This is a genomic window from Photobacterium ganghwense, assembly GCF_017329545.1.
Taxonomy (GTDB): domain Bacteria; phylum Pseudomonadota; class Gammaproteobacteria; order Enterobacterales; family Vibrionaceae; genus Photobacterium; species Photobacterium ganghwense.
Window position 1 is genome coordinate 1,601,938 of record NZ_CP071326.1, and the last position, 26,002, is coordinate 1,627,939.

A 26,002-nucleotide genomic window follows, 5' to 3' on the forward strand; every position below is an offset into this window, starting at 1 on the left:
CAGTCAGCGCGTATTCGGCACCGTCTTATCAAGAAATCGGCTAACTCAGGTAAACGCATTACGTTCCGCCACCCAATAAGTGACAGCGTCACCAAATCACTTATATATCTGGTATCAACATCGCTGTAGCTGTAGCAAAAGCCGCTAGGTAAATATTGGCGCGCAAAAAACCACATCCCCGACTTTATTTATATGGAGGGTAAATTAATCTGATTTGCGCTTATCTGGGAATATCCAACCGCGCAATCAGACTTTACGGTTGAGTATTCAATCTATTCTGAAGAACAATCAATCTATTCTAAAGAACCATCAATTTATAATATTGAGCAATTTTTTGTATTACGAAAATATAAAGCGTTGGATCTTGGTGAAAAAGCATTCGCGCCATTTATCTTTTTATCTGGTTATCTTTTTATTTCCAGAACACGGGCAGAAAATTGACAGACTGGAGTGCTCATGGATAAAACCGGTGCTTTGAAATTCTGGCGCCAGAATAGTCAGCCAGGTTATCGGCGACAGGCACACTCTAACAGAAGCAATAGACATTGTTCGGTGAATACATGTTATGGCTTTTGACGCTCAAGGCATCGACTCAACAATTTGCAATTTCGGCCACAGTGTTAGCCACCGTTTGTCCCTGACCCGTTGTGCAAAGAGTGCGTGAGAACGTTTGGGATTAGCCGTCAGTTGCAAATTGAACAAAGAATCCCACCCAAATGCGGTAATCAACTCATAGTCATGCTGATTGATTTTTCTGATGCCCACCGCTGTTTCTTTTTCCGGCCAATACGATAAAGCGTCAAGCGTACTGGTATAAGGTATATCACCGTTGCGACTGTGCATTTTCGCCTGATTACGTACTTGCCAGTTGACTTCAGGCATCATTTTCCGCAACCTGCTTTCAAAGTCTAAATAGGCAACGTCACACTCTTCGGTTGGGTCGAAATAAACAACATCCAGATCGTTCAGGGCGGTTGGATGCTCTTTCTGATGAAGATGATCCCACACCAAATTTCGAACAAAACCGGCAGCCAGATAACATTGCGGCAGACCCAGTTGCCAAACACAATCGAGCGCTTTGACCCGGAATGAATCGCGTTTGATCATAAACAGTAGCTGCTCCTGATAACCATGTTCAGAATTACCCATCAATACTTTTCCCCTTCCACTTCTTTGCACTAAAAGAATCATCGGCAGTTCTACTGATAAGCCAGCCAAACTCATACGAAACACATCGCAATTGATGATGCGCGACACTTCACGGCACAACACGACACGGCACAGTGCCGCACTTATGCGTGGCCGAGATAAGGCATCAGGAATTCTGAGACAGCTTCACCGCACAACCCGATATCCACTCTGATACCGGCGGTTCTGAGAATGTCGATGCCCTTCCCACTGTTTCTTGGATCGGGGTCGAGGATGGCTACCACAACATGCTTTATCCCGCTCTTTGCCAGCATATGAGCGCATGACGGTGTTCTGCCGACAAAGGCACAAGGCTCGAGCGTGACGTAAGCCGTTACGCCTTCCAGCGAACCAGTGTAAGCCGCACATGCCTCAACTTCAGCATGGTTACCGCCAATTGCCTGAGTATAGCCTTCAGCAACGATAACTCCCTGCTTCACCAGCACACAGCCAACCGGAGGATTGGGGCGACACAGCGGAAGTGCATTGCGTGACACTTCCAATGCGCGCAGCATAAATACGTCGTTCATATTCGTGGTGTTCTCTCTGTTAATGATAAAAAAATAGCTTCCTGTAAGCGAGACAGAAAGCTATTTTCCGGGTCGGAAGCATCAGGCCAGCACAGGTCACGATAGCGCAGGCGTTACCAGAGAAACCCCTGGCGATAAAAACCTTAGCAATAAATGCCTTAGCTATTCACACCTGGTCGTTTGTGCCAGAAGTTTATGCTCGGCTAGATTTTAAACGCGCCGACATGATGGTCAAGCACCTGAGACAGCTCTGCGAGCTGCTTGCTGGACACTTCCAGCTCCTGGCTGGCGCTGAGCCCGTCTTTGACCAAATGACTGACCGTATCCATGTTCATATTAATCTCATTGGCCACCGTGGATTGTTGTTCTGTTGCCGTCGCGACCTGAGTATTAATATCCAGAATAGTCATGACCTGACGGGAAATTTCTTCCAGCGCCTTACGTGCCAGCTCTGTTTCGCTCGCCCCTTCCTTAATCAGCGATTTACTGCTTTCCATCGACGTCACCGCATTTTGTGCTTCCGCCTGCAACTGATTAATCATCGCATTGATCTCATCCGTAGACTGTGCCGTTTTCGTAGCGAGATTGCGAACCTCATCAGCAACAACCGCAAAACCACGGCCAGCGTCACCGGCCCTTGCCGCTTCAATGGCAGCATTCAGAGCCAGCAGATTGGTCTGTTCTGAAATACCGCGGATAACCTCAAGGATAGAGCCAATCGATTGTGTTTTATCCGCCAGAGTCAAAATCACATTCGAGGTATTATTCATTTCGGTTTCAAGATTGCTGATCGCCGTAGTCGATTTTTGCAACGTTTGATAACCAGACTGAGTTTCGTTATTCGCATTGCTGGCTGCATCTGCGGCACCAGCCGCATTGGAAGCGATTTCGTTTACGGTCGCGATCATTTCATTCATCGAGGTCACCACCAGCATGGTTTGCTCGTTTTGTTCCTGACCTCGTTGCAGCGCATTTTGCGACTGTTGACGCAGCGCTAAGGCCGATCCGTTGAGCTCAACCCCGGTATTCACCACCTGCGAGATAATTTCATGGACTTTATTCACAAAGGTATTGAATGCAGAAGAAATTTGCGCCACTTCATCATTCCCTTTCACCGGCAGGCGCACCGTCAAATCACCATCACCTTTAGAAATGTCCTGCAGGGCATTTTTCAGCACTGAAAGTGGCTTAAGCAGTCGACCCAGTAATCCGGAAAGCACAACAACACACAGTAAGAAAATGGCAACAATAGAAATCAGCTGATACGTGATGATCCCGTTAGTCGCCTCGCTGACTTCCGTGATGGGAATACCGATATCTAACGTCCCGTACAGCTGTCCATTGACATAAATTGGCGACATGATGTCGAACACCCAGACTTTCTGAACATCGGCATACCATTTTGAATACTGCTGAACACCTTTGGTCGCGCCGTCTATGGTATAGCTGTCGTCATACACCTTATTGAGCTTTTGTTTGTCACTGTGTGCCACGGCTTTCACATGACTATCAATAACGATGGCATAGCTGATGTCAGAGCGCTGCTTCAGAGAATCAACCAATGCCTGCAAATCGGCTTGCGGGCGATCAGAATGCTCCAGAATGTATGCCGCATTTTCAGCCAGAAATTCAGCCTGAACCTGAGATTTATTTAATATGATTTCGTCGATTTTCTGGCTGGAAATAAAGTAAGTCGAAGCCATACTCGCTATGACGGCAATGCCGAACATAGCGCAGACTACCAGCAGGATTATTCTTTTCATTCTGAGTGTCCCAATGCAACTGAGTGGATTGATCATTTTTTGAGGAGCCCTCCTAACCGAGTGCTATCTCATTGATCTTATAAGTGACTAAGTGGTCACTATATCTGAACAATCTGCCGTAACTTTAATGCCAGTTTATAAATTTGTGTCATTGTCCCCTTTTCCATACAGTGCCTCAGATGAAAAGTGTGATCTTCCATACATCTGTTTGCGCACGAAATTTTTGATGGCTTAACGCCACTCCCCCACGCATCCATAGTTTTTGCCTATCGAAACAATAATTTCAATCGATTTCTCAAATAGACACATCCACCGTAATCTAATCCCATATCCGATACGGAATAAGCATTTACTGTCACATTCGATTGCAACAAGCCGGAGGACATATGGAAAAGAATCTGATTGGCCTGAACAAAACTGAAGCGAAGGCACTGACTGACGAACTGAACAAGCTACTGGCGGACTATCAGGTGCTCTACATGAACGTTCGCGGATACCACTGGAACATCAAGGGGCGCGATTTCTTCGAGCTGCACGCAAAATTTGAAGAGATGTATACCGATCTGGTGGTGAAGGTGGATGAGCTGGCTGAGCGTATTCTGACTCTGGGCTCGCAACCGGTTCACGGTTACTCAAAATACCTGGCATTGTCTGATATCAGTGAAACACTGGATGTCACTGAAGGGACTGCGGCGATTAAACATGTGCTGGCGGCTTACCAGACCCTGCTGGTGAAACAACGGCAGATTCTGACAACGGCCAGTGAACTGGGTGATGAGGGTACCGTCGGACTACTGAGCGATTACATCAGTCAGCAAGAGAAAGAAACCTGGATGCTGAACGCTTACCTGCAGTAAGCCTGACAGCTTGATAGCTTGATAGCTTGATGCGTCAACGTAACCACTTGACGAACTGCGGCTATAGCTGAACCTTTGGTACTGCTGAGCTATTGCGACTACTGAGCTCTGGCTACTACTGAACCATTTGAACCATTTGAACCAATGCAACAACTGTGTCACTGCAACATCTGAACCACTGCTTATTTGCACACAGCTTTCCTAGCAGCGATTTAGCGGCACTAAGTGCCACCATACTCATGCGCACCGGCACACCTGAGCCTTACGACATGCCAACCTGCTCAGGTGTCCTTTTGGGCTGACCCAGACCGTAATCAGGGGTCAGCCTTTTTTTTCTTTTTCTTTTTCTTTTTCTTTTTCTTTTTCTTTTTCTTTTTCTTTCAATAGATTTATCTCTATCCATTGCAACTGCGGGTGCAACTGTTTTTGCTGGCTGAGTTTGCTGTCAGCGATCCGGGCTCTTAATGAGGCCAGATGCAATATCTCAACAGAGCAATATCGCACAACCAAAGCCAATCGCCTCTCCTATTAGTCGGTTTAGCAAAGAAAACGGGCGCCCGTATTCGCACGAGAAGAGGCCATTAGTGCACCATCAGCTTACAGAGTGAAGCTGTTGCCAGGTCAGGGATTTTTCTGTACTGCGCCAGAAACAACTCCGCGCAGGCCAACGCATCAATGGCTGCTGAGTGCCCATGGTACGCGGGCAGTTTGTAGGTTTCGCGCAAATCGGATAGCTGGAAACTCGCATGGCCACCGGTCTTGCCTCGGTAGGTCCAGAGTTTCTCAATCAGCAGCGTATCGAGAATAACGCACGGTAAGGTGGTTGACTGATAACGGGTACGAAAGTAGTGCTCAAGAAAGCCCTTTTCAATGCAGGCACCATGAACGACAACAACTTTGCCCGCAATGGCACGAAATAAATCGCTCATCCCCTGATCCAGGCTCACCCCATTTTCCAGCAGTTTCGGGGTAATGTGGTTAACCTCGGCACTGACTGCTTTTACAAACTGTCCGTGCCGCACAAACAGCTCGGCAGATTGTTCAACCGCAATTTCGTTCAGCGTCAGCGGCACAAAGCCAATGCTCAGGATCTGGTCATTCCCCGGTTCGACACCGGTTGTTTCAAAATCCAGCGCCACAAAAGACACATCTTCCAGCCGACTGCGGATATCCGGTAACGGCGTTGACAGATAACGGTTCACCCCTTCCGGCCAGTGCGCATCAATATGAATCGATTGCCGATGTTGTTCCGGATTGGGTTTCTTGGCCAACGATGATTTTAGTTTGCGTAACATACAGCTTATCCTTTCAGGTAACGCAACTTGGCGACATCCTGCATCTCATTGATAATTTTGAACGCATCTTTCAAATGCTTGCGCTCAAAACTACTGAAGTTGTCCGGAGCAATATGATTATTCGGCTCTTTGCCGGCCTTGATAGCCTGCAACTGGTGTTTGAATCTGACCTGAGTGATAAACCGGTATGCTCCTATAATATTATCGCAGCTGTCCTGCGACATCGCGCCCTGCTCGGCAGCATATCGGAACCGCTCTTCAGTCCCGGTCATTGACCCACCGGCTGACAAGCTGAATATCCGAGCCAGATCAATAATAAGGTTAAGCGCATACTTCTTGATATTGAGGGTGTTACTGTTTTCTCCCCCTTTTTCCAGCACCAGATTATTGAAGATCCCCAGCGGCGGCTGCGTTTCAATGGCGTCTTTTACCAGTGCCGGAATGAAGTTATAACTGCTCTGGATCCGTTGATGCAGATAGTGCTGCATCTGCTCGACCAATTCGCCATTACCGTAAATCGCCCGAACCTCCAGAAACACACTGATACTGAGCAATTTGTTGTATTCAGGGCTGTTCACCCACTTCTGATAATACTCTTTCCAGCGTGACAATGGTTGGCACCACTTCGGTGAGGCGGCCATATACTTACCGTCACACAACGGGTAGCCACACGCGGCCAACCCGTTACAGACCCGCATCGCGAGATGCGTGAAATAGAGTTTATCTTCTTCTTTGACGGCATCGGACAGAACGATAGCACTGTCCTGATCTGACAGCATGTGGACTTCATTGCGGGCATGAGAACCCGCGACGACCCAGGCATAATCACAGGGTGGCGGGCCAAGCAGTTCTTCCGTCAGCTGGATGATCCGACGCGTGAAAGCGTCCATGATCATCGACATCACCCGACCTTGAATCTCGGCGCTGACGCCACTTTCGACCAGTGCTTCAAAAATCGATTGGCGTTCATCACGGAGTGAAGCCAACGCATTGACTGAGCTGGCATACTTGATTTTTTCAATCAGAAACAGAGCCTGTGTGCGGTGGTTATGTACCAGGTGCGAAGTGGTCAGCAGACCGGTGACCTCGTTGCCTTTCACCACCGGCAGACAACGGATGTTGTATTGCAGCATCAGGGATACCGCCTGAATGACTTTATCATCACTCTGAATCAGTACCGGCGACTGAGTCATCACGGTACTGATAGGCTGACGGGTATCAATGCCGGTCGCCACGACACTGCTTGTCATATCACGGTCGGTGACCAGCCCGACAATCTCATCGCCTTTTTTCACTACCGCGCAAGAGCTGCGCTCGCCGCAGCACATCCGACGCGCCACTTCCTGTATCGGAGTGTCTTCTGTCACGATAGTAATGTTTTCACTGGCGATTTCCCCGACCCGCCGAAAGAACAGACCTTTCTCTTCCTTGCGGCACACGTCATTCACTGCAGAATGCAGACGCACTTGTGCCTGACTGGCAAAATAATTTTCAAACTCGGGGTATTCGGAGCAAATCCGCTGTAATTCCTGATGCGGGATCAGGTACAACAGCGAATCTTCGATCGCTTGTGCCCGGTAGCCATCTTCAGCATTCGTCATCGGCTTGAGGAAAGTGAAACCAAACTGATCCTCGGCACCAAGACGTGCGCGAAGTTCGCCGTTTGAACGACGCTGCTCAATCGCGCCGGTTCGAATGATGTAAAGAAACCGCTGCGCACACTGCGCGCTGAATTCAATTTCTTCGCCATGAGCCAGGTATCGGACTTTCACAACCTTTGACAGTGCTCGCACCAGGGCTTCAGGCAGTTTATCGAACGGATCAATGGTGACCAGAAAGTCAAAAATATTGCAGGTCAGTGATGTTCCCATACTCTTATCTCACAAAATTGAAACAGCGTTTCGATGGTTTGATTAACGGCAAAAAAAGCAGCCTAGCGGCTGCTCCTCTTAGCTTATGCCGGGTAATCGTGGTAACCCAGTTGCTCTGAAATGTTTTTTCCGGCCTGTTGCAACATGCCAACATAGCTCGACAAACTATCCACATCAAAACGAATCGTCGGGAACGACATCGACAAACCAGCAATCACATTTCCGAACCGGTCATAAATCGGTGCCGCAATACAACGCAGACCCGGCTCCTGCTCTTCATTGTCTTCCGCGTAATGGCGCTCTTTCACCATCACCAGTTCTTCAAGCAACTGGTCCACATTTTCCAATGTTTTTTCCGTGTGCTTAATAAACTCAACACCGGCCAGCGTGTCTCGCACAAACTGCTCATCACGTTCTGCCAGCAGCACCTTACCAATAGCAGTACTGTAAAGCGGGTTACGGCGACCAATACGAGATTGCATGCGCAGGTTGTAGCCTGAGTCGATTTTGTGGATGTAAATAATGGCATTTTCATCCAGCGCACCCAGGTGCAATGCTTCATTCGTTTGCTGGGAAATAATGCGCATCTCTTTATCTGCCAGTGCGATAAGGTCGACGTATTCCAGCGACTTTGAGCCAAGTTCAAAGAGTTTCAGAGTTAGCGAGTACTTATCTGCCTCACCTTCCTGAGCAACATATCCCATTGACTTCATGGTCTGCAGGAAACGGTAGGTCGTGGCTTTTGACATCATCAGGCGCTGAGACAGTTCAGACACCCCAATCTCTTTTTGTTCACCCAAAGCCTGAAGGATATTAAAAACCTTGAGGACGGAAGAAACCGCTTCAGGCTGCGTTGACTTTTCCATTATTGATCCTTTCTGTGTCCGATTGCTGGTGATTATACCTCAAGATGCATCATGAACCAGATTTTTTAAAATCGCTTTTCAAAATTTTGAAACCGCTCACCCCTTAATAACCCTAAAAAGCAGATCTCCATCAATATTTTTAAAACGCTTTTTCAATTTTATTTGTGTGAGGTTTCTTTTTGTTGCTATGGTTACCTCAACAACAGTGATGGCTCCCAGCGAGAAAGTCACTACCGACGAAAATAGTGAGGAAAACCGTATGACTCTTGATTCATTTAATCTGCAGGGAAAAGTAGCAATCGTAACGGGTTGTGATACAGGTCTGGGCCAGGGTATGGCACTGGGACTGGCGCGTGCAGGCTGTGACATCGTGGGCGTAAACATCACCGAACCCACTGAAACAATGGCAAAAATTGCAGAGACTGGACGTAAGTTCGTTGATATCCGCGCTAACCTGATGAAACTCGATGACATTCCGTCAATTGTCGATCACGCGGTCACTGAGCTGGGTCGTATCGATATTCTGGTAAACAACGCCGGTATTATCCGCCGTAATGATGCCATCGAATTTTCTGAGCAAGACTGGGATGATGTCATGAACATCAACATCAAATCTGTGTTCTTTATGTCTCAGGCGGTAGCCAAGCAGTTCATCGCACAGGGTGAAGGCGGCAAAATCATCAACGTGGCTTCTATGCTTTCCTTCCAGGGTGGTATCCGTGTTCCTTCCTACACTGCATCAAAAAGTGGTGTGATGGGGATTACTCGTCTGATGGCCAACGAATGGGCGAAGCACAACATCAACGTGAATGCTATTGCACCGGGCTACATGGCAACAAACAACACCGCTGCGCTACGTGCTGATGCAGATCGTAACCAAGCGATTCTGGAGCGTATTCCTGCTGAGCGCTGGGGTACACCGGAAGACCTGCAGGGCCCATGTGTGTTCCTGGCGTCTAAGGCGTCTGATTACATTAACGGCTACACCATCGCGGTTGATGGCGGCTGGCTGGCACGATAAAACCGTAGCAAGTCTGGTAACAGGGATATAACGGTGGATATTTCATTCGCACAGGCACTGGGTTTTGTCAGCTTTGCTCTGGGTATTTCGACCTTCTACCAAAAGGATGATCGAAAACTGAAAATCGTCATGCTGATTTTCAACCTGAACCATCTGGTGCACTTCCTGTTACTGGGCTCGCTGGTGTCGGCGCTCAGTGCCCTGTTATCGGCACTGCGTACCGCGACAGCCATTTATGTTTCATCCATCAAAGTGGCTGCTCTGTTTATCAGCATCAGCCTGATCAGTGGCGTCTGGCTGGCTGACAACCTCTGGGAGCTCTGGCCAATATTGGGCACTGTCATCGGCACTTATTCTGTGTTTATGCTGAAAGGCATCGCGATGCGGTTGGGCTTTCTGGCTGGGGCAACTTGCTGGCTGATCAACAACCTGTCCATCGGTTCTATTGGTGGATCGCTGCTGGAGATGACTGTTATCAGCGTCAATATCATCACGATTTACCGGCTTCACCGAGATCGACAGCAACAACCGGCGCTGAACAACTAAATTGTAGGTAAGACATGTTTGTATTTAATGATCAGATTGAACTGGAAGACCTCGGCAACGGTATTACCCGTAAGGTTCTGGCTCACAGTGACAACATGATGGCCGTTGAAGTGCGCTTCGACAAAGGCGCTGTCGGCACTATGCACAGCCACCCGCACGAGCAACTGACCTATGTCCTTTCTGGTGTGTTCGAGTTCACCATCGGCGACGAAACGAAGATCGTCAAAGCCGGTGACACCATGTACAAAGAGCCGAATATTGAGCATGGCTGTGTGTGCCTGGAAGCGGGTGTGCTGATTGATAACTTCACACCAATGCGCAAAGACTTCTTATAAGACGTAATTGTGTAAAAAGACTTTTGTAAGAAAGCCGGTTGCAAGAATAGACAGTGAAAAACAACAGTGTCAGCAAGCACTGTTTACAACGCTCTCAATGAACGGTTTTCGGAAATAGCTATCAATAACCGAATATTGAATCGCAGTACGACTGCAGGAGAAACCATGAAAATTGCACTAATGATGGAAAACAGCCAGGCCGCGAAAAACGCCACTGTGCTGAATGAACTTCAAACCGTGGTAAAAGCGAATGAGTACCCGGTCTATAACGTTGGTATGAGTGACGAGAATGATCATCACCTGACTTACATCCACCTGGGTATCATGGCCAGCATCCTGCTGAATTCAAAAGCGGTTGATTTTGTGGTTACCGGCTGTGGTACCGGTCAGGGCGCAATGATGTCTCTGAACATCCACCCAGGCGTAGTGTGTGGTTACTGCCTAGATCCATCAGATGCATTCCTGTTTAACCAAATCAACAACGGTAATGCACTGTCTCTGGCCTTTGCCAAAGGCTATGGCTGGGGCGCGGAACTGAACGTTCGTTATATCTTTGAAAAAGCGTTCCTGACTGGTGAACGTGGTCAAGGCTATCCAATCGAGCGTGCTGAACCTCAGCAACGTAATGCAGGTATTCTGAACGAAGTGAAAGCCGCTGTGGTGAAAGAAAACTACTTGGATTCACTGCGTGCTATCGATCAGGAACTGGTGAAAACCGCCGTTTCCGGTGAGCGCTTCCAGCAATGCTTCTTTGAAAACTGCCAGGATGCAGAGATCGAAGCCTACGTTCGCGCTCTGCTGAACTAATTTATCGCATTCTATCCAGCGATACTGAACAACGGGAATAACGAACAAACCGGCCTTTACAGGCCGGTTTTTTTATTCTGCTCAGCCAATCGAATTAGGATTATCGCGTTTTCTGCGATCGCCAAATCGACCACTGTCTGATCCTAATTGTCTGCCGGGCAGCGATATACCGTTTAGTTGTTGGTCGGGCAACGGCGATGTCATGCTGCAAACAGATTTCGGCAAACAAAACGCTGCGAACCGATCACGCTCACAATTTTTTGAACCATTGTTTTATTTTTATTTTCACTAGTTTTCAAAACGGTCATAATAGCCTCAAGAAATGTTCAGGAGACATCCTATGAATCCAATTAGTCGAGTGGCCATCATCGGTGAGTGCATGGTCGAGCTGAAAAAAGTCGGTGATACCATCACTCAGGGCTTTGGCGGCGATACCCTCAATACTGCAGTTTACCTCTCACGCCTGACTCACCAACAGGGCATTACGACGTCTTACCTAACGGGGTTGGGGCAGGATCCTTTCAGTGCTGACATGCTGTCGGCGTGGCAAACCGAAGGGCTGGATACCTCAATGGTGTATCCATCCTCCGACAAGCTGCCGGGGATTTATGCCATTCAGACCCGTGATGACGGTGAGCGCAGTTTCTACTACTGGCGCAATGACTCTGCGGCTAAATACTGGCTGCGAGAGCAAGATCCCCAACATCTGCTGAGAGATTTATGTCAGCATCAAATGGTGTACCTGAGCGGGATCAGCCTGGCAATTTTGCCTGACGATGGCCGTCGCACCTTGTTTGAACTGTTGACGGCTTATCGCCAACAAGGTGGCATGATTGCGTTTGATAACAACTACCGTCCGGCTTTGTGGTCCTCAGCAGAGCACGCCCGGGCATGTTACGCCGAGATGCTCGCCCTGACAGATATCGCTTTCCTGACCTTCGACGACGAAGTCATGCTTTACGGCGATGAGCAGGAAGATCAAGCCATTGCGCGTACTCAGGCCTTTGGCGTAAAAGAAATTGTGGTGAAACGCGGCGGTGAAGATTGTTTGGTGATTAGCGGTCAGCTCTCTATCGCGGTCACGCCACCCCCTGTCGCCAATATCATCGATACCACAGCGGCGGGAGATTCATTCAGTGCCGGCTATCTGGCTAAGCGCCTGACTGGCGGCAGCGAGCAAGATGCCGCTCTGGCGGGACATATTGTTGCCGGTCGAGTCATCCAGCATCGCGGGGCGATTATTCCCAAAGACGCCATGCCCGAGATTTGAAGGTAGCAAGCCTTAAAAGGCACACTCTGACTCGAGAAAATTCTGGCAGCGACAGATTTGAGCCTATATCCCCAATACATAAAACGTAAAAACGCATGGTGAGATTAACAGGCTGACTTTTATCTTATTCCTGTTAATGAAATGCATTTTTACGAAGAACACGATTTCAGACGAGCACTATTTAAAACAAGTGCTTTTCAAAACAAGCACTATATGGAGAGGATTATGTCTAACCAAGACACTTCAGGATTAAACAGCCAACTACGTGACATCAAAGTTGTCCCTGTTATTGCCATCAAAGATGCCGGTAAAGCGGTGAAGCTGGCTCAGGTATTGATTGAAAATGGTCTGCCTTGTGCTGAGGTGACCTTCCGTACTGAACAAGCTGCAGCAGCCATCAGAAACATGCGCGATGCCTACCCGGACATGCTGATTGGTGCCGGTACTGTACTGACGACTGAACAGGTCGATCAGGCTATTGAAGCGGGCGTAGACTTTATCGTCAGCCCGGGCTTTAACCCGACAACAGTGAAATACTGTCAGCAGCGTAACATCACCATCGTACCCGGCGTAAACAACCCTAGCCTGGTTGAACAAGCAATGGAAATGGGCCTGCGCACTCTGAAATTCTTCCCGGCGGAACCATCTGGCGGCACGGCGATGCTAAAAGCCCTGACGGCTGTCTACCCGGTCAATTTCATGCCGACAGGCGGTGTCAGCCCGAAAAACGTCAAAGACTACCTGGCGATTCCATCGGTTCTGGCCTGTGGTGGCACCTGGATGGTTCCCAACGACCTGATCGACAATGAGCAGTGGGATGAACTGGCAACTTTGGTAAAAGAAGTCGCCCAGATTATTGACTGATCTCGGCTATACCGTTCACCAATGAGTGGCAAGTCGGCGACGAGAGGTCGACTTGCATACCTCCTTAAATTAACTCCTGATTTTTGGTTCCTGATTATTAGTACCTGTTTTGCGCCTGTGTTCATCTCCAGGCGCTTTTTTTTAAGTACGAAGATTAGCCAGATGTGAATTGCCCGCTTCAGGATATCATCGCTATATGGCCGGACGGCTTATCCACCGCGGTTTTTTCCTCCCCCTTTCCCATCGTCAGATTCCACGCTACAGGCTACCAGCCTTATCCCACTTTGCCACATTCGCATCCTTCTACGGAGTTGCTGCGCTTGGAAACGTCGCCGATGTGTCTTCTATTCGCCGCCTCTCCAGCGTGTTTTCGGTAGCCAGTGGCGTGTTCTTCTTCAATAAACGCCCTACGTCGAAAACAAATCAACACCACTCTCTGCCTTATTCTCAGCGCTGTGGTTATCACACTTTTCAGGTGAGGTGTTCACGAAAGTACTCACCGACAGTGAGGTATCACAATGGAGTAAAAAGCACTAATGAACACTGCTTTTTTATTGGAGTATGAATATTTCTCATGTTCAATATGAAGTAAAACCATTTTTATAAATTTAACCATCCAAGTATAAAAAACACATCGCTCATAACTCTAGATAATATTGACGTTAAATATCGAATCAGTCTTTTGAATCAAATTCTAAAAGACCAAAAACGTCGAAAAACTGAAAAAGTACAGAGAGAGCAAGAAAGTAACTCAGGTTTAAGCTCAGCCATTGGATGGATGATTACGATGAATAAAGACTTTACATTTACAATTAATAGTGTTGTTTTCGATGAGAATTATCATCCTTCAGATAGCACGCGTATCACCACCAATTTTGCGAACTTGGCGAGAGGTGAAAGTCGCCAATCGAATTTGCGTAACGCTTTAAAGATGATTGATAATCGCTTTAATGCTTTGGCGAACTGGGATAATGCCAACGGCGATCGTTATTCCGTTGAACTTGAAATTATTTCAGTAGATTTGGATATTGAAGGCAGTGGTCAAACTTTTCCATCGATTGAAATCTTGAAGACAAATATTTTTGATCGAAAAACTAACGAACGCATTGATGGCATCGTAGGCAATAACTTTTCTTCTTACGTGCGAGACTACGACTTCAGCGTTTTGCTGCTAGAGTATAATAAAAACCAACCTAAATTCAGCATTCCAGCAGGCTTTGGCGAACTGCATGGCAAATTATTTAAATGCTTCGTTGATTCAGACACTTATAAAGAGGCGTTTAGTAAGCCACCGGTTATCTGTCTAAGTGTGTCGGATAGTAAGATCTATCATCGCACTGAAAATCATCATCCTATTTTGGGTTTTGAGTACCAGCCTAATGAGTCGTCGTTGACTGAACAATATTTCAAAAAGATGGGCTTACAAGTTCGCTATTTTATGCCAGAAAACAGTGCCGCTCCTTTTGCCTTTTTCTTCTTTGGTGACTTATTGAATGATTACACCAATCTGGAGCTGATTAGCACGATCAGTACGATGGAGACATTCCAAAAAATTTACCGACCTGAGATTTACAATGCCAATTCTTCGGCTGGGAAATGCTACCAACCGAATTTAAAGAACCTTGACCATTCAATTACTCAAATTGTTTATGATCGCGCAGAGCGTAGCCAGTTAGCGGTTGAGCAAGGGAAATTTGCTGAGCAGCACTTTATCAAACCATACCAAACGATTCTTGAGCAGTGGTCTGCCAACTACCCTTTGTAATTAACTCAAATAGACAAAAGAATTTATTATGAAAAAACTATTACCGACTTCAACCTCTGGCAGCTTACCTAAACCGACTTGGCTTGCTCAACCAGAAACACTTTGGTCACCTTGGAAATTACAAGGTCAGGAATTAATTGACGGCAAACATGATGCGTTGCGCGTGTCATTACAAGAACAGCAACTGGCTGATATTGATATCGTGAGCGATGGCGAACAAACACGCCAACACTTTGTGACAACGTTTATTGAACACCTTAGCGGCGTTGATTTTGAAAATCGTAAGACGGTGACAATTCGTAATCGCTACGAAGCGAGTGTCCCGACGGTGGTTGGCCCGGTTTCGCGTCAGAAATCAGTATTTGTGGAAGATGCCAAGTTCTTGCGCCAGCAAACCGATAAACCGATTAAATGGGCCTTACCTGGGCCTATGACCATGATCGACACCTTGTACGATGATCACTACAAGAGCCGTGAAAAACTCGCTTGGGAATTTGCCAAAATTCTTAATGAAGAAGCGAAAGAGCTAGAAGCGGCGGGTGTGGATATCATCCAGTTCGATGAGCCAGCCTTTAACGTGTTTTTTGATGAGGTCAACGAGTGGGGTATCGCGGCGCTGGAACGCGCGATTGAAGGCCTGAAGTGTGAAACGGCTGTCCATATTTGTTACGGCTATGGCATCAAAGCCAATACCGATTGGAAAAAGACGTTAGGCTCTGAGTGGCGTCAATACGAAGAAGTGTTCCCTAAACTGCAAAAATCGAACATCGACATCATCTCACTGGAGTGCCACAACTCTCGTGTGCCAATCGAACTGCTTGAACTGGTTCGCGGCAAAAAAGTGATGGTCGGGGCGATTGATGTGGCAACAAACACCATCGAAACCCCGGAAGAAGTCGCCGACACGCTGCGCAAAGCCCTGCAATTTGTCGATGCTGATAAGCTTTACCCTTGCACCAACTGCGGTATGGCACCTTTGTCTCGCGAAGTCGCAAGAGGTAAGCTCAATGCGTTAAGTGCAGGAGCAGACATTATCCGCAAGGAACTCTCGGCGAAGTACTAACTCATATATTGAAATGTGGCTGGGTTACTATTTTGATGTGATTGGAATTGATTCCTACGGTCAAATCGGTAACCCATCTATCAATGACAATTATTCATACTGTTTGTTGATAGAACGTCTACTCAATGACAGCATCACAGTACTTACGCGTTTTGCTGTAAATATGAATGACAACGCCCCCTATGATGCCAAAGCATTTTACCCAACATGCTCAACGATCAATTGCGCCACCTCATTTTCCGATAAGTCGGTATTATCGATAGACAACGTATTTTTATGCTCAATCCCCTTGAACACCATTTTGGTAAGCACTTTTTCGAGTGAATGCTGACAAGACAATTTATGTGAGTCTGCTCTTTCTTCCGACATTACACGCTTGTATAAAGCCTTGTGAACTGGATTTAAGTGAATCGGATAAACGTCAATCCCCTGCTTGATGAAAAAGGCCAGGTACTTTTGTATTTCTTGTGCATCACTTTCTGAACATGTCATCGACGTCATTACCAAATGCGTGACGCCCAACGCTTGCGCTTTTGCCAGAACAATTCTTCTTATCTGATTTGTAAACTCACAAAAATCTTTTTCGCCAAATGCATCGTAAATGGAAAGGCTCAGATCAACCGTTAAATGGTTGTGGAAGAGTTTATAACCAAAATCCTCACTGAGTTTTTTCGCAACCGTTAACTTCCCTGCTGCGGGGGGACCATGTAACCACACCACTTTCATACTGCCATCCTTTGCTTTGCTTTGCTTTGCTTTGCTTTGCTTTGCTTTGCTTTGCTTTGCTTTGCTTAACAGAACTGTAAAATCACACAGCCATAAACGCAGACTAGCCAACGATAAAAGGCGCCAATGACTAAGTCTGTTGCAACCTGACGATGGTACCTAAGAAACTACTGGTAGGAACCCCTTCGTTAAGAGGAGTACCCATGGTGTGAAAAACCTTATTAACCGCTTCTGTTTTAACATCAATTACGAGATCACCTCAAAAAGTAACTGGCAAATAGTTTGGTAACGTTGGGGTAAATCTCGGTTACGTTTTTGCACAAGATATAGCGTTTCTTTCACTGTTTCAGTGGGTGTGGCGATATGCAGATGTGCTTTACCGGAGAAATTTTCCACCGCGGTTTCCGGCAATACCGTAAAACCCAGCCCTTTAGCGACGGGGAGCAATATCTGGCTGAGCTGATTAACGTAGCCAGCCTTGGGTAACTCATCCACATTGATTTTTCCAAGCTCTTTATCTCCGCATAAATCAAAGTACAGGGATAAATAATGTTTGGCGTCCGGATGACCGATTAACCCGCAATTAAACAGTAAATCAGGAGTGATATCTTCACCTTGATAGTGTTCCGGCAGTACCAGACAGAGGGCTTCATGACCAATAACCTGACTATGGTACAGATCATGATTTGGTATGTGAGTCACAATGCCTAAATCGATAACGCCGGACTGCACATCGTTCAATATTTTATGGTTGGGTGCCACTTCAAGATAAATACTTAATTCGGGATGCTGTTGCTGCAACGACAACAGCTGCGGATACAGCATTAGCGCTAACGCTCCCGAGCATGACAGCTTACATTGGCCCGAGTAAGGATTATCAAAGCTCAGGTTTTCCATCAGGTTTGCTTCTTCCTTGGCCACTTTCAGCGCGTACTCATAAACCAGCCTTCCCTGCTCGGTCAGCTCAAAGCTTTTATTTTCCCTTTTGATCAGTGAATGGCCACAGGCGGCTTCGAGTTTCTTGATCTGCTGACTGACCCCAGGCTGTGTCATGTGCAGCTTTTCCGCCGTTTGGGTGAAGTGGCCGACATCAATCAAGGTTTTGAATGTGTTTAACCAGAGTGGATTGAGCATGACAGACACTCACTTTGATAACAAAAAATTATTATAATTAGAATTAATGATAATTTCTAATTCTAGGCTACCGGGCATATATTTATCCCATCGAAAAGAGTGTCTTTTCTTAAACAGATTCTAATGAGGTGTTTATGTCTGCTCCAGCTACTATGCCATACCCAAGAACCTTCTCTCATATTGGTATCTCTGTCCCGGATCTTGAGGCGGCAGTTAAATTTTATACGGAAGTGCTGGGTTGGTACTTGATCATGGAACCAACTGAAATTGTTGAAGATGATTCCGCCATTGGTGAAATGTGTACCGATGTTTTTGGTGCCGGATGGGAAAAATTCCGCATTGCGCATTTATCGACGGGTGACCGTATTGGGGTTGAACTGTTTGAGTTCAAAAACCAGGAGAACCCGGAAGATAACTTCGAGTACTGGAAAACCGGTATCTTCCATTTCTGTGTGCAGGATCCGAACGTAGAGGAATTGGCGGAAAAAATCGTCGCGGCAGGTGGCAAGAAACGCATGAAAGCCCCACGTTACTACTACCCGGGCGAAAAGCCATATCGCATGATCTATATGGAAGACCCGTTTGGTAACATCCTTGAGATCTATAGCCACAGCTATGAACTGCATTACGCGAGCGGTGCGTATAGCGGCTAAGAAGCCGCAAAAACGGTTCTGACAGTCACGGAAGTGTTTGCCCCTGAATTCGTTCTCCCAACTTAGAAGGCGAACACTTCCGATGCTGCTACTTGCTCGTTTGGCTCAGTGCAAAACGGCCTTAGGGCGATTTTTCGCACTTAGCCCCCAGCCACACAGCATAATCAATCCCCCTATCCCCAGATAGATCAACCTCGCTGATACGACAGGCTGAATGAATGCGACACCCGCAACTATGACGCCAAGCGACAGTCCTATCCGACCAAGGTATTGCCCTTGCCGATGATCAACCATCGCCTGCTCAGACTTCGTCATAGGTCGGTTAAGGCGTGCCATTAGCGTGTCTGGCAATACAGATGCCTCAGCATGGTCTGGCTCACGGTAAAACAGCCGGGTACTGATAAAGAAGCCGCCGGTAATCAGCAGGTGAACCAATAATGTGCTGACAATCGTCAGATCTTTTTGCTCACGTATCGTAAACGGTGTATCACCAAATAAAGGCTGTAAGTGGTTCACGTCAAATACCAACATCATAAAGGCCGAAACCAGCATACCAACAAGAATAGTTGCCCAACCTGACCAGCCAGGTGTTCTGAGACAGACAAGGGCCAACAGCGAAGGAATCGACAGCGGCATCTGCACAAATGCACTGAACATCATCATAATGTCAAACAGGCTGTAAGCTTTGACATTGGCCAGCAACATCGCGGTTGCACAGGCAACCACCCCGCTCATCAGCGTCGACCATTTCCCGACGGCCAATTGCTGGGCATCTTGCGCCCCCGGACGTATCACAGAAAGGTAAACGTTTTTAACGATAATACCGGCATTGCGGTTTAAGGCCGCTGTCATTGGAGCAATGGTTGCAGCAATCATGGCTACCAGCACCATACCCAGCAGCCCCTGCGGCATGTATTTATCGATATAATACAGGTACGCGGCATTGTTAGCCTGCGCCCCCAGACTCGGGTAATTAGCCTGCAAATCCACCGCCTGTGCCGACACAAACCACGCCGGAGCAAACCACAGCAGAGGCGCGATCAGAAATAGCATGCCCGCCAAACGGGCAGCTTTTTCTGCTTCCCGCTCATTGACGGTCACCAGAAAGCGATAGCTGCTCAAGGCATTATTGGTGCTCATGGTTTGTTGAACTAACATGGCGCAAGCCCAGAAGGCGAACACCTGCCAGTACGTTATCCCCTCTCCCATCACAGCATTTCGGGTCATATGCTCACCCAGCGCTGCAAAGCCACCGTGGGCATCGATCAATTTGTCCGTCGCGGTCATCCCGACTACAACGGTAATCGCCACCAACAGGATCAGTTGGACGACATTGGTGGCTGACACAGTCCATGCGCCGCCACTAAGGGCTATCACCGTGACCACAGTACTGATACCGATAATGGTGACAGACAAGTCGAACTGAAAAGTGGCAGATACAAATGCACCCAGCCCGTTCAGCCAGATGGCACAGGCAATCAGGGTGATCGGAAAGCTCAGCCAGGTATAAACCTGCTCTGATACTTTGCCGAACCGCAGCTTGATCACCTCCATCGCAGTCTCGACCCGCAAACGGCGATAGCGACCGGCAAAAAATGCCGCCGAAACAAAAAATCCCAGGGCATTTCCCCAGAAAACAAACATGACACTCAGGCCGTCTTCGTAGGCTTTTGCGGCAGCTCCGGTAAACGTCCAGGCCGAGAACTGAGTCATGAAAGCGGTTGCACCTGCCATCCACCACACCATGCTTCCCCCGCCCTGGATGAAGCTACTGCTACTGGTTGCAAACTTTTTAAAGGCCATCGCGGCGATCAGAATGAATACGAAATAGCCAAACACGACACCCCAGTCTAACTGCGTCACACTCTTCTCCTAAAAAAATTAAAACACCATTTCAATGATCACATTTCCACGAAGAGACCCTTTTCCTCGGCGTCGCTTTCATTAAATTAAAACGCCATTAACCACAAAACAAAATGGTGTTTTAAAAATGAAGTTCAGAATCATTCCTCTTGCTGTCCTTTTTGCCCTGGGTACATCTTCTGCGTTTGCCGCCCAACTGAATTTGCGCCATGAATACGCACCGGATCGCGATGGTGACGAGCACCGCGATCGTATTGCGATTTCACATCGGTTCGAAAACCAGATCGGTTTCAGCGTTGAAGCCAAGTGGGGCTCCAAGGAAGGGGGATCATTTTTGGAAAACGATGATGTCGTTTCCAAAGGGCACGAAGTGGGTGTGAGTTACAACTACAAAGTGAACGACAAGTTCAGCCTTCAGCCAGCGTTTCAGATTGATTCCAACTCATCGTCTTCCACTTATAAATTCAATCTGCGCGGCGGCTATCAGGTAACCAAAGAGTGGGATGTCGCAGCGCGTTACCGTTACGGTTACAAAAATACCGACAACTCCCACTACAACCAGGTAAACCTTTACACCAACTACAAATTCGACTGGGGTAAGTTAGGGGTAGATCTTGAATACAAAGACCTGCAAGGCGATACCGGCGGATGGAAAGACAAAGGCACCGATCACCTGTTCAGCTTCGTGGGTGAATACACCAAGCTGCAAAGCGGCTGGGTCCCTTTTGGTGAGATAGCCTTCATTACTTACGACAAAGACAAAGACGGCTACAAGGATGATTACATTCCTCGTTACCGTGTCGGCCTGAAATACAACTTCTAAGCAGGGGCAACTTATGAAACCATCAACTTTAGCCCTGTGTCTGGCGGCCGCCTTATCTTCTCAGGCTTACGCACAGGTTCCAGACGCAAACCAGCTGGTGTGGAAAGCAACCACATTTGGCCAGTCGACGGATCTGAACTTCGGTTCGACAATTCTGCCGGATAAAGTCGGCGTCAATCAGGTCACGATCAACGGACAGGCCGTACAGCCTGGCCCGGTTGCAGACAGTGTGACCATTGAAAGCCGGGGCGGTAAACTGGCGAACTCCCACGAAGGACTGACGTTCTATTACACGGAACTGCCGACCGACGTGAACTTTACGTTGTCTGCCGATATTACTCTCGAGCAGCTTGGCCCGGAAACCGGCGCGACACCCAATCGCCAGGAAGGTGCCGGCATAATGGTTCGCGACATTCTCGGGGCTGAACGTCAGGTTCCACAACCGGAAGGCCATGAAGAATTCCCGTCAGCATCCAATATGGTCATGAACCTGCTGCGTTCCCATACCCGTGATAATGATGGCATGGTAAACATCAATGGATCATACCGGGAAGGCGTCTATCAGCCGTGGGGCACTGCTGGTAATCGCCTCAGCCGGGTGGACTATCTGGAAGGAGTGCCGTACGGGGCAGAACACACTTACCGAATGAGCCTGACACGCACCGACAATGGGTTTACCGTCAGCTATGGCCAAGGCGAGGAGGCACAGTCCTATGAAGTCAAAGGGGCCAACGCCAATATTGTTGAGATGCAAAACCCGGACAGCCAGTTCATCGGCTTCTTTGCCTCCCGCAACGCTAAAGTCACGGTGAGCAATGTTGATCTGGCGCTATCACCAGCCAACACCATTGATGCGCCAAAGTTTGCGGCCAAAGCCACACCACTGGTTTTTGAACTTGCCTCTTCCGCGCAGTCAGCCACCAGCTTGTACCCGGTGCAGGCGCGAGCCAATTACACCGGGGTTTTCACAGTCCAACACAACGGCAAAACCGTTGCCGAGCAGCAGGTCGCAGCGGGTGAACTATTCAGCCAGCCAGTGACTCTTGCTGATGGCGATAATACGTTTGCCGTTCAGTTTACTGCGCTGGAAGGGCCAAACCGCACGCCTAAAACAGAGCGTTTCAGCGTTACTCACGTTGCACTGGACAATCCGATGACGCTCTATGTCAGTCCGAAAGGTCAGCCGACCGGAAATGGCTCGGAATCGCAGCCGCTGGATTTAGCCACCGCGATCACGGTACTTCCGGCAGGCGGCACTATTGTACTGGCCGATGGCGATTACCCGGCCATTACCCTGCCGCTATCAGCCAGTGGCACGGCAGAGCAGCCAAAACATCTGGTTGCAGGTGGCGATAATGCCCGCTTCACGGGAGAAGTGCTGCACCAGGCCCACTACTGGCAGTTGAAAGGGATAGAAGTTGCCGGAGCCAGCCTGATTGTACACGGCAGCCATAACCGCTTTGATCATATCGTCACGCACAGTGCACCGGACACTGGTTTCCAGATCACCTCACCGGAGAATATCGGCCGCGCGCTCTGGGCCAGCTATAACACAGTGACTGACAGCGAAAGCTATAACAACATGGATGCCTCACAGATCAACGCCGACGGCTTTGCCGCAAAAATGCGAATCGGTGATGGCAACACCTTTGTAAGATGTCTGTCGCATCACAACGTGGATGATGGTTGGGATCTGTTTAATAAGGTCGAAGACGGCCCGAATGGCGTAGTCACGATTCTGGATTCCATTGCCTTTAACAACGGACAAACGCTGAGCGTGAAAGCCAAAGGCGGCACCCGGGGGAACGGCTTTAAGCTCGGGGGCGAAGGAATGCCTGTTGCGCATGTCATTCGTAACAGCCTGGCCTTCAACAACAGTATGGATGGTTTTACCGATAACTTTAACCCCGGCTCGCTTGAGGTCAGCAACAATACCGCCATTGATAATAAGCGGTTTAATTACCTGTTCCGCAAGAGTCCCTATGCCAGTGACATCCCGCAGGGGACATTTACTGAAAACAGCTCTTACCGCTTCCATGTGCCCAGCCAATATGATGATGTCATTCACAGCTACCTGGCAAAAGACAACGTCTTCATTGTTGACGGCCACTCCGCATCCGAAGAGCACTCATTACCGGTAGCACGGCTGAAAGCCCTGAAGCAGGCGTCGGCTGTTGATGATGATTCAGCGATACCGGGTAAAAAAGAAGCACTGGCCCTGAAAGCCCTGCTGCAATAACTAACCGGTTCTGCAAACCATTAATGATCTCTGCCTGTCTTACGGCGCCATCGTAAGACAGGCATTTTTCTATCGCAGGCTTTGCCTTGCGGCAGTTTTGATACGACTTTCGTTTTGATGAGGAGCTTTTGCTGTGGCTTTTGCTTTTGCTTTTGCTGTGGCTGTTGCTTTAACCGGCTTCCTGGCATCACCGCCTTGATCGCAGCTTTTCTGTGGTTTCTTAACTCTGCCTCATCTTTTCTGCTGTCTCAGATTCTCGGTCTTACACTCTGCTTTTATATGCGGAATTTCCAAGCCTCGCTTTTTAGGCGTCATACCTACCCCCTTTGATCTCATCCTGCGAACTCATCTTACAGGTTCATTCTGCTCATCTTGCTTACCGACACAGGTGTGCATGAACATGCACTTAACCCCGAACCTATGCAAAAACATCCACCTCCTGTTTGTTTAACAAATTGGCCACTTCATGCCAATAACTCAGGTTATTGTTCAAAACAACGATATTGATCAATATTTATAGTGCAAAAAGTAGCCAGAATTGAGTTTTCTCTTAATGAAGCAGGCAAGCGAGCCGGATATGACGATGAATAAAATCATCAAGTGATAACGATCACACTATTACACCAAAAAGACAAAATGAACCGTTGTTTCGATTTTTATCACAGAACGACGGAGTTTTTGAACCTATACTGCACGTAAATTAAAACGGCGTTTCGAGGTTCTAAGATGCAATATGATTATCTAGTCATAGCCGGCTATTTTGCCCTGATGGTGGCGATTAGTTTGCTATTCAAAAAGATGGCCAGTAACAGTACCAGTGATTACTTCCGGGGCGGAGGCAAGATGCTGTGGTGGATGGTAGGCGCAACCGCTTTCATGACCCAGTTTTCAGCCTGGACCTTCACCGGTGCGGCCGGTAAAGCCTTTAATGATGGCTTTGCTGTCCTGGCGGTATTTATCGGCAACATGGTGGCGTATGCGTTAGCTTACTTCTACTTTGCGCGTCGCTTCCGTCAAATGCGAGTAGATACCCCAACCGAAGGCGTCAAACGTCGTTTTGGTGGCGTAAACGAACAGTTCTTCACTTGGGTAATCATTCCTCTGAGCGTGATCAATGCCGGCGTGTGGCTGAACGGTCTGGGTGTATTTGCCTCTGCGGTATTTGATGCCGACATCGTAACGACCATTTGGATCACGGGTCTGGCTGTACTGGCTATCTCTCTGCTGAGTGGGGCATGGGGCGTGGTTGCTTCTGACTTCATCCAGACTCTGGTGGTCGCGGTTATTTCTGTCGCCTGTGCCGCCGTAGCACTGTACTTTGTGGGTGGCCCGAGCGAAATCATCGAGAACTTCCCTGGCGGCTTCATCATGGGTCCGGATATGAACTATCCGCTGCTGCTGGTTTGTACCTTTATCTTCTTTGTAGTGAAACAGCTGCAAAGTATCAACAACATGCAGGAATCTTACCGCTTCCTGAATGCAAAAGATTCAAAGAATGCAAGCAAGGCCGCGTTGCTGGCGCTGGGTATGATGATTGTTGGTGCCGTGATTTGGTTCATTCCACCTTGGGCTTCCGCCATTCTTTACCCTGATGCAGCAACGCAGTATTCAGCACTGGGTGCGAAAGCGGGTGATGCGGTTTACCTGGTGTTCGCTCGCGAAACCATGCCTCTGGGGACTGTGGGTCTGCTGATGGCCGGTCTGTTCGCCGCTACCATGTCTTCAATGGACTCTGCGCTGAACCGTAACTCAGGCATCTTTGTTCGCAGCTTCTACGCACCAATTATGCGCAAAGGCCAAGCAACCGATAAAGAACAGCTACGTGTGGGCCAGATCGCGTGTCTGGTTAACGGTCTGCTGGTTATCTTCATGGCACAGTTCTTCAACTCACTGAAACACCTGAGCCTGTTTGACCTGATGATGCAAGTAGCCACTCTGCTGCAGTCACCGATTCTGGTACCACTATTCTTGGGTGTATTGATTCGCAAGACACCCAAATGGGCACCATGGGCAACGGTTGTCTTCGGTATGCTGGTCTCTTGGTCTGTGGTTGAATTCTTCACCCCAGCGAACGTGGCAAGCTGGTTTGGTATCGATGAACTGACTCGTCGTGAAGCGGGTGAATTACGCACTATCATTACGATTGCTGCGCACCTGTTCCTGACAGCGGGTTTCTTCTGTCTGACCACACTGTTCTATAAAGAAGAGAAAGACACCAACAAAGCTCAAGCAGATGAATTCTTCAAAGATCTAGACACTGAATGTATTGCAGAAGAAGGCCAGGACATCGTTGACCGTATGCAACGCAACAAGCTTGGCGTGCTGGTGATGTATATGGCGGCTGGTTTGTCTCTGATGGTGCTGATTCCTAACCCACTGTGGGGTCGCCTGCTCTTCCTGGCCTGTGCTGCGGTTATCTTCGGTGTCGGTTACGCCCTGAAGAAAAGTGCCCGGCTAAACGAAGACGCTACTTCACCGGCAACAATCACCACAACCGTTCAATAATTCAGACATACGCAACAT

Annotated in this window: 23 protein-coding genes; 13 read left to right on the forward strand and 10 right to left on the reverse strand. The window is 48.1% G+C overall.

Annotated elements, in window-relative coordinates:
* Nucleotides 1-579: 579 nt before the first annotated feature.
* The 3 genes from FH974_RS23370 to FH974_RS23380 all read right to left on the reverse strand — a co-directional run bounded on the left by FH974_RS23370 (nt 580) and on the right by FH974_RS23380 (nt 3,481).
* Entirely contained in the window at nt 580-1,149 is a 570-nt protein-coding gene (locus FH974_RS23370) for a nucleotidyltransferase family protein (protein ID WP_207104258.1), read from the reverse strand.
* 143 nt (nt 1,150-1,292) lie between these two features.
* Nucleotides 1,293-1,718 (reverse strand): bifunctional diaminohydroxyphosphoribosylaminopyrimidine deaminase/5-amino-6-(5-phosphoribosylamino)uracil reductase RibD, encoded by a 426-nt coding sequence (locus FH974_RS23375; protein WP_207103811.1) that lies wholly within the window; start codon nt 1,716-1,718, stop codon nt 1,293-1,295.
* A 203-nt stretch (nt 1,719-1,921) separates the two neighbouring features.
* Complete coding sequence (locus tag FH974_RS23380; protein ID WP_207103812.1) at nt 1,922-3,481, reverse strand: methyl-accepting chemotaxis protein; 1,560 nt, start codon at nt 3,479-3,481, stop codon at nt 1,922-1,924.
* Nucleotides 3,482-3,867: 386 nt separating this feature from the next.
* On the opposite strand from FH974_RS23380, the gene FH974_RS23385 reads away from it, so the two are divergent.
* Entirely contained in the window at nt 3,868-4,338 is a 471-nt protein-coding gene (locus FH974_RS23385; protein ID WP_207103813.1) for a Dps family protein, read from the forward strand.
* A gap of 321 nt (nt 4,339-4,659) precedes the next feature.
* On the opposite strand, the gene FH974_RS23390 is transcribed toward FH974_RS23385, so the two are convergent.
* The 4 genes from FH974_RS23390 to kdgR all read right to left on the reverse strand — a co-directional run bounded on the left by FH974_RS23390 (nt 4,660) and on the right by kdgR (nt 8,370).
* The gene (locus tag FH974_RS23390; RefSeq protein ID WP_207103814.1) at nt 4,660-4,854 is read right to left on the reverse strand and encodes a hypothetical protein; all 195 of its coding nucleotides are present in this window, start codon (nt 4,852-4,854) and stop codon (nt 4,660-4,662) included.
* Nucleotides 4,855-4,919: 65 nt separating this feature from the next.
* Nucleotides 4,920-5,633, reverse strand: coding sequence for an exonuclease domain-containing protein (locus FH974_RS23395; RefSeq protein WP_047886190.1), 714 nt, complete (start codon nt 5,631-5,633; stop codon nt 4,920-4,922).
* A gap of 5 nt (nt 5,634-5,638) precedes the next feature.
* Nucleotides 5,639-7,504 (reverse strand): DUF294 nucleotidyltransferase-like domain-containing protein, encoded by a 1,866-nt coding sequence (locus FH974_RS23400; protein WP_207103815.1) that lies wholly within the window; start codon nt 7,502-7,504, stop codon nt 5,639-5,641.
* An 83-nt stretch (nt 7,505-7,587) separates the two neighbouring features.
* Complete coding sequence (gene kdgR / locus FH974_RS23405) at nt 7,588-8,370, reverse strand: DNA-binding transcriptional regulator KdgR (protein WP_207103816.1); 783 nt, start codon at nt 8,368-8,370, stop codon at nt 7,588-7,590.
* 259 nt (nt 8,371-8,629) lie between these two features.
* On the opposite strand from kdgR, the gene kduD reads away from it, so the two are divergent.
* The 8 genes from kduD to FH974_RS23445 all read left to right on the forward strand — a co-directional run bounded on the left by kduD (nt 8,630) and on the right by FH974_RS23445 (nt 16,041).
* Entirely contained in the window at nt 8,630-9,391 is a 762-nt protein-coding gene (gene kduD / locus FH974_RS23410; protein ID WP_047886193.1) for a 2-dehydro-3-deoxy-D-gluconate 5-dehydrogenase KduD, read from the forward strand.
* Between the two features lie 27 nt (nt 9,392-9,418).
* Nucleotides 9,419-9,937 (forward strand): YgjV family protein, encoded by a 519-nt coding sequence (locus FH974_RS23415; protein ID WP_207104259.1) that lies wholly within the window; start codon nt 9,419-9,421, stop codon nt 9,935-9,937.
* A 14-nt stretch (nt 9,938-9,951) separates the two neighbouring features.
* Nucleotides 9,952-10,272 carry a cupin domain-containing protein gene (locus FH974_RS23420; protein WP_047886195.1) on the forward strand — a complete coding sequence of 107 codons (321 nt, stop codon included), beginning with the start codon at nt 9,952-9,954 and terminating at the stop codon, nt 10,270-10,272.
* A 165-nt stretch (nt 10,273-10,437) separates the two neighbouring features.
* The gene (locus FH974_RS23425) at nt 10,438-11,079 is read left to right on the forward strand and encodes an RpiB/LacA/LacB family sugar-phosphate isomerase (RefSeq protein WP_047886196.1); all 642 of its coding nucleotides are present in this window, start codon (nt 10,438-10,440) and stop codon (nt 11,077-11,079) included.
* A 340-nt stretch (nt 11,080-11,419) separates the two neighbouring features.
* Nucleotides 11,420-12,349, forward strand: coding sequence for a 2-dehydro-3-deoxygluconokinase (gene kdgK / locus FH974_RS23430; RefSeq protein ID WP_207103817.1), 930 nt, complete (start codon nt 11,420-11,422; stop codon nt 12,347-12,349).
* Between the two features lie 225 nt (nt 12,350-12,574).
* Entirely contained in the window at nt 12,575-13,213 is a 639-nt protein-coding gene (locus tag FH974_RS23435) for a bifunctional 4-hydroxy-2-oxoglutarate aldolase/2-dehydro-3-deoxy-phosphogluconate aldolase (protein WP_207103818.1), read from the forward strand.
* Between the two features lie 787 nt (nt 13,214-14,000).
* Nucleotides 14,001-14,978 (forward strand): DUF1852 domain-containing protein, encoded by a 978-nt coding sequence (locus FH974_RS23440; RefSeq protein WP_207104260.1) that lies wholly within the window; start codon nt 14,001-14,003, stop codon nt 14,976-14,978.
* Between the two features lie 28 nt (nt 14,979-15,006).
* Nucleotides 15,007-16,041 carry a methionine synthase gene (locus tag FH974_RS23445; protein WP_047886200.1) on the forward strand — a complete coding sequence of 345 codons (1,035 nt, stop codon included), beginning with the start codon at nt 15,007-15,009 and terminating at the stop codon, nt 16,039-16,041.
* Nucleotides 16,042-16,239: 198 nt separating this feature from the next.
* Here the strand turns inward: FH974_RS23445 and FH974_RS23450 are convergent, their stop codons facing one another.
* A complete protein-coding gene (locus FH974_RS23450) occupies nt 16,240-16,878 on the reverse strand; it encodes a nucleoside/nucleotide kinase family protein (RefSeq protein WP_242551918.1) in 639 nt (212 codons plus the stop codon).
* A 135-nt stretch (nt 16,879-17,013) separates the two neighbouring features.
* Nucleotides 17,014-17,901 (reverse strand): LysR family transcriptional regulator, encoded by an 888-nt coding sequence (locus FH974_RS23455; protein WP_207103819.1) that lies wholly within the window; start codon nt 17,899-17,901, stop codon nt 17,014-17,016.
* A gap of 134 nt (nt 17,902-18,035) precedes the next feature.
* Here FH974_RS23455 and FH974_RS23460 point away from each other — a divergent pair, with 134 nt between their 5' ends.
* Nucleotides 18,036-18,554 carry a lactoylglutathione lyase family protein gene (locus FH974_RS23460; RefSeq protein ID WP_047886203.1) on the forward strand — a complete coding sequence of 173 codons (519 nt, stop codon included), beginning with the start codon at nt 18,036-18,038 and terminating at the stop codon, nt 18,552-18,554.
* 105 nt (nt 18,555-18,659) lie between these two features.
* Here FH974_RS23460 and FH974_RS23465 read toward each other — a convergent pair whose 3' ends face one another.
* A complete protein-coding gene (locus tag FH974_RS23465) occupies nt 18,660-20,417 on the reverse strand; it encodes a sodium:solute symporter family transporter (protein WP_242551919.1) in 1,758 nt (585 codons plus the stop codon).
* Nucleotides 20,418-20,544: 127 nt separating this feature from the next.
* Here FH974_RS23465 and FH974_RS23470 point away from each other — a divergent pair, with 127 nt between their 5' ends.
* From FH974_RS23470 to FH974_RS23480, 3 genes are all read left to right on the forward strand, one after another.
* Nucleotides 20,545-21,240, forward strand: coding sequence for an oligogalacturonate-specific porin KdgM family protein (locus tag FH974_RS23470; protein ID WP_047886204.1), 696 nt, complete (start codon nt 20,545-20,547; stop codon nt 21,238-21,240).
* A 13-nt stretch (nt 21,241-21,253) separates the two neighbouring features.
* A complete protein-coding gene (locus FH974_RS23475) occupies nt 21,254-23,479 on the forward strand; it encodes a right-handed parallel beta-helix repeat-containing protein (RefSeq protein ID WP_207103820.1) in 2,226 nt (741 codons plus the stop codon).
* A 726-nt stretch (nt 23,480-24,205) separates the two neighbouring features.
* Nucleotides 24,206-25,984, forward strand: a complete 1,779-nt coding sequence (locus tag FH974_RS23480; protein ID WP_207103821.1) for a sodium:solute symporter family protein — start codon at nt 24,206-24,208, stop codon at nt 25,982-25,984.
* Nucleotides 25,985-26,002 lie beyond the last annotated feature (18 nt).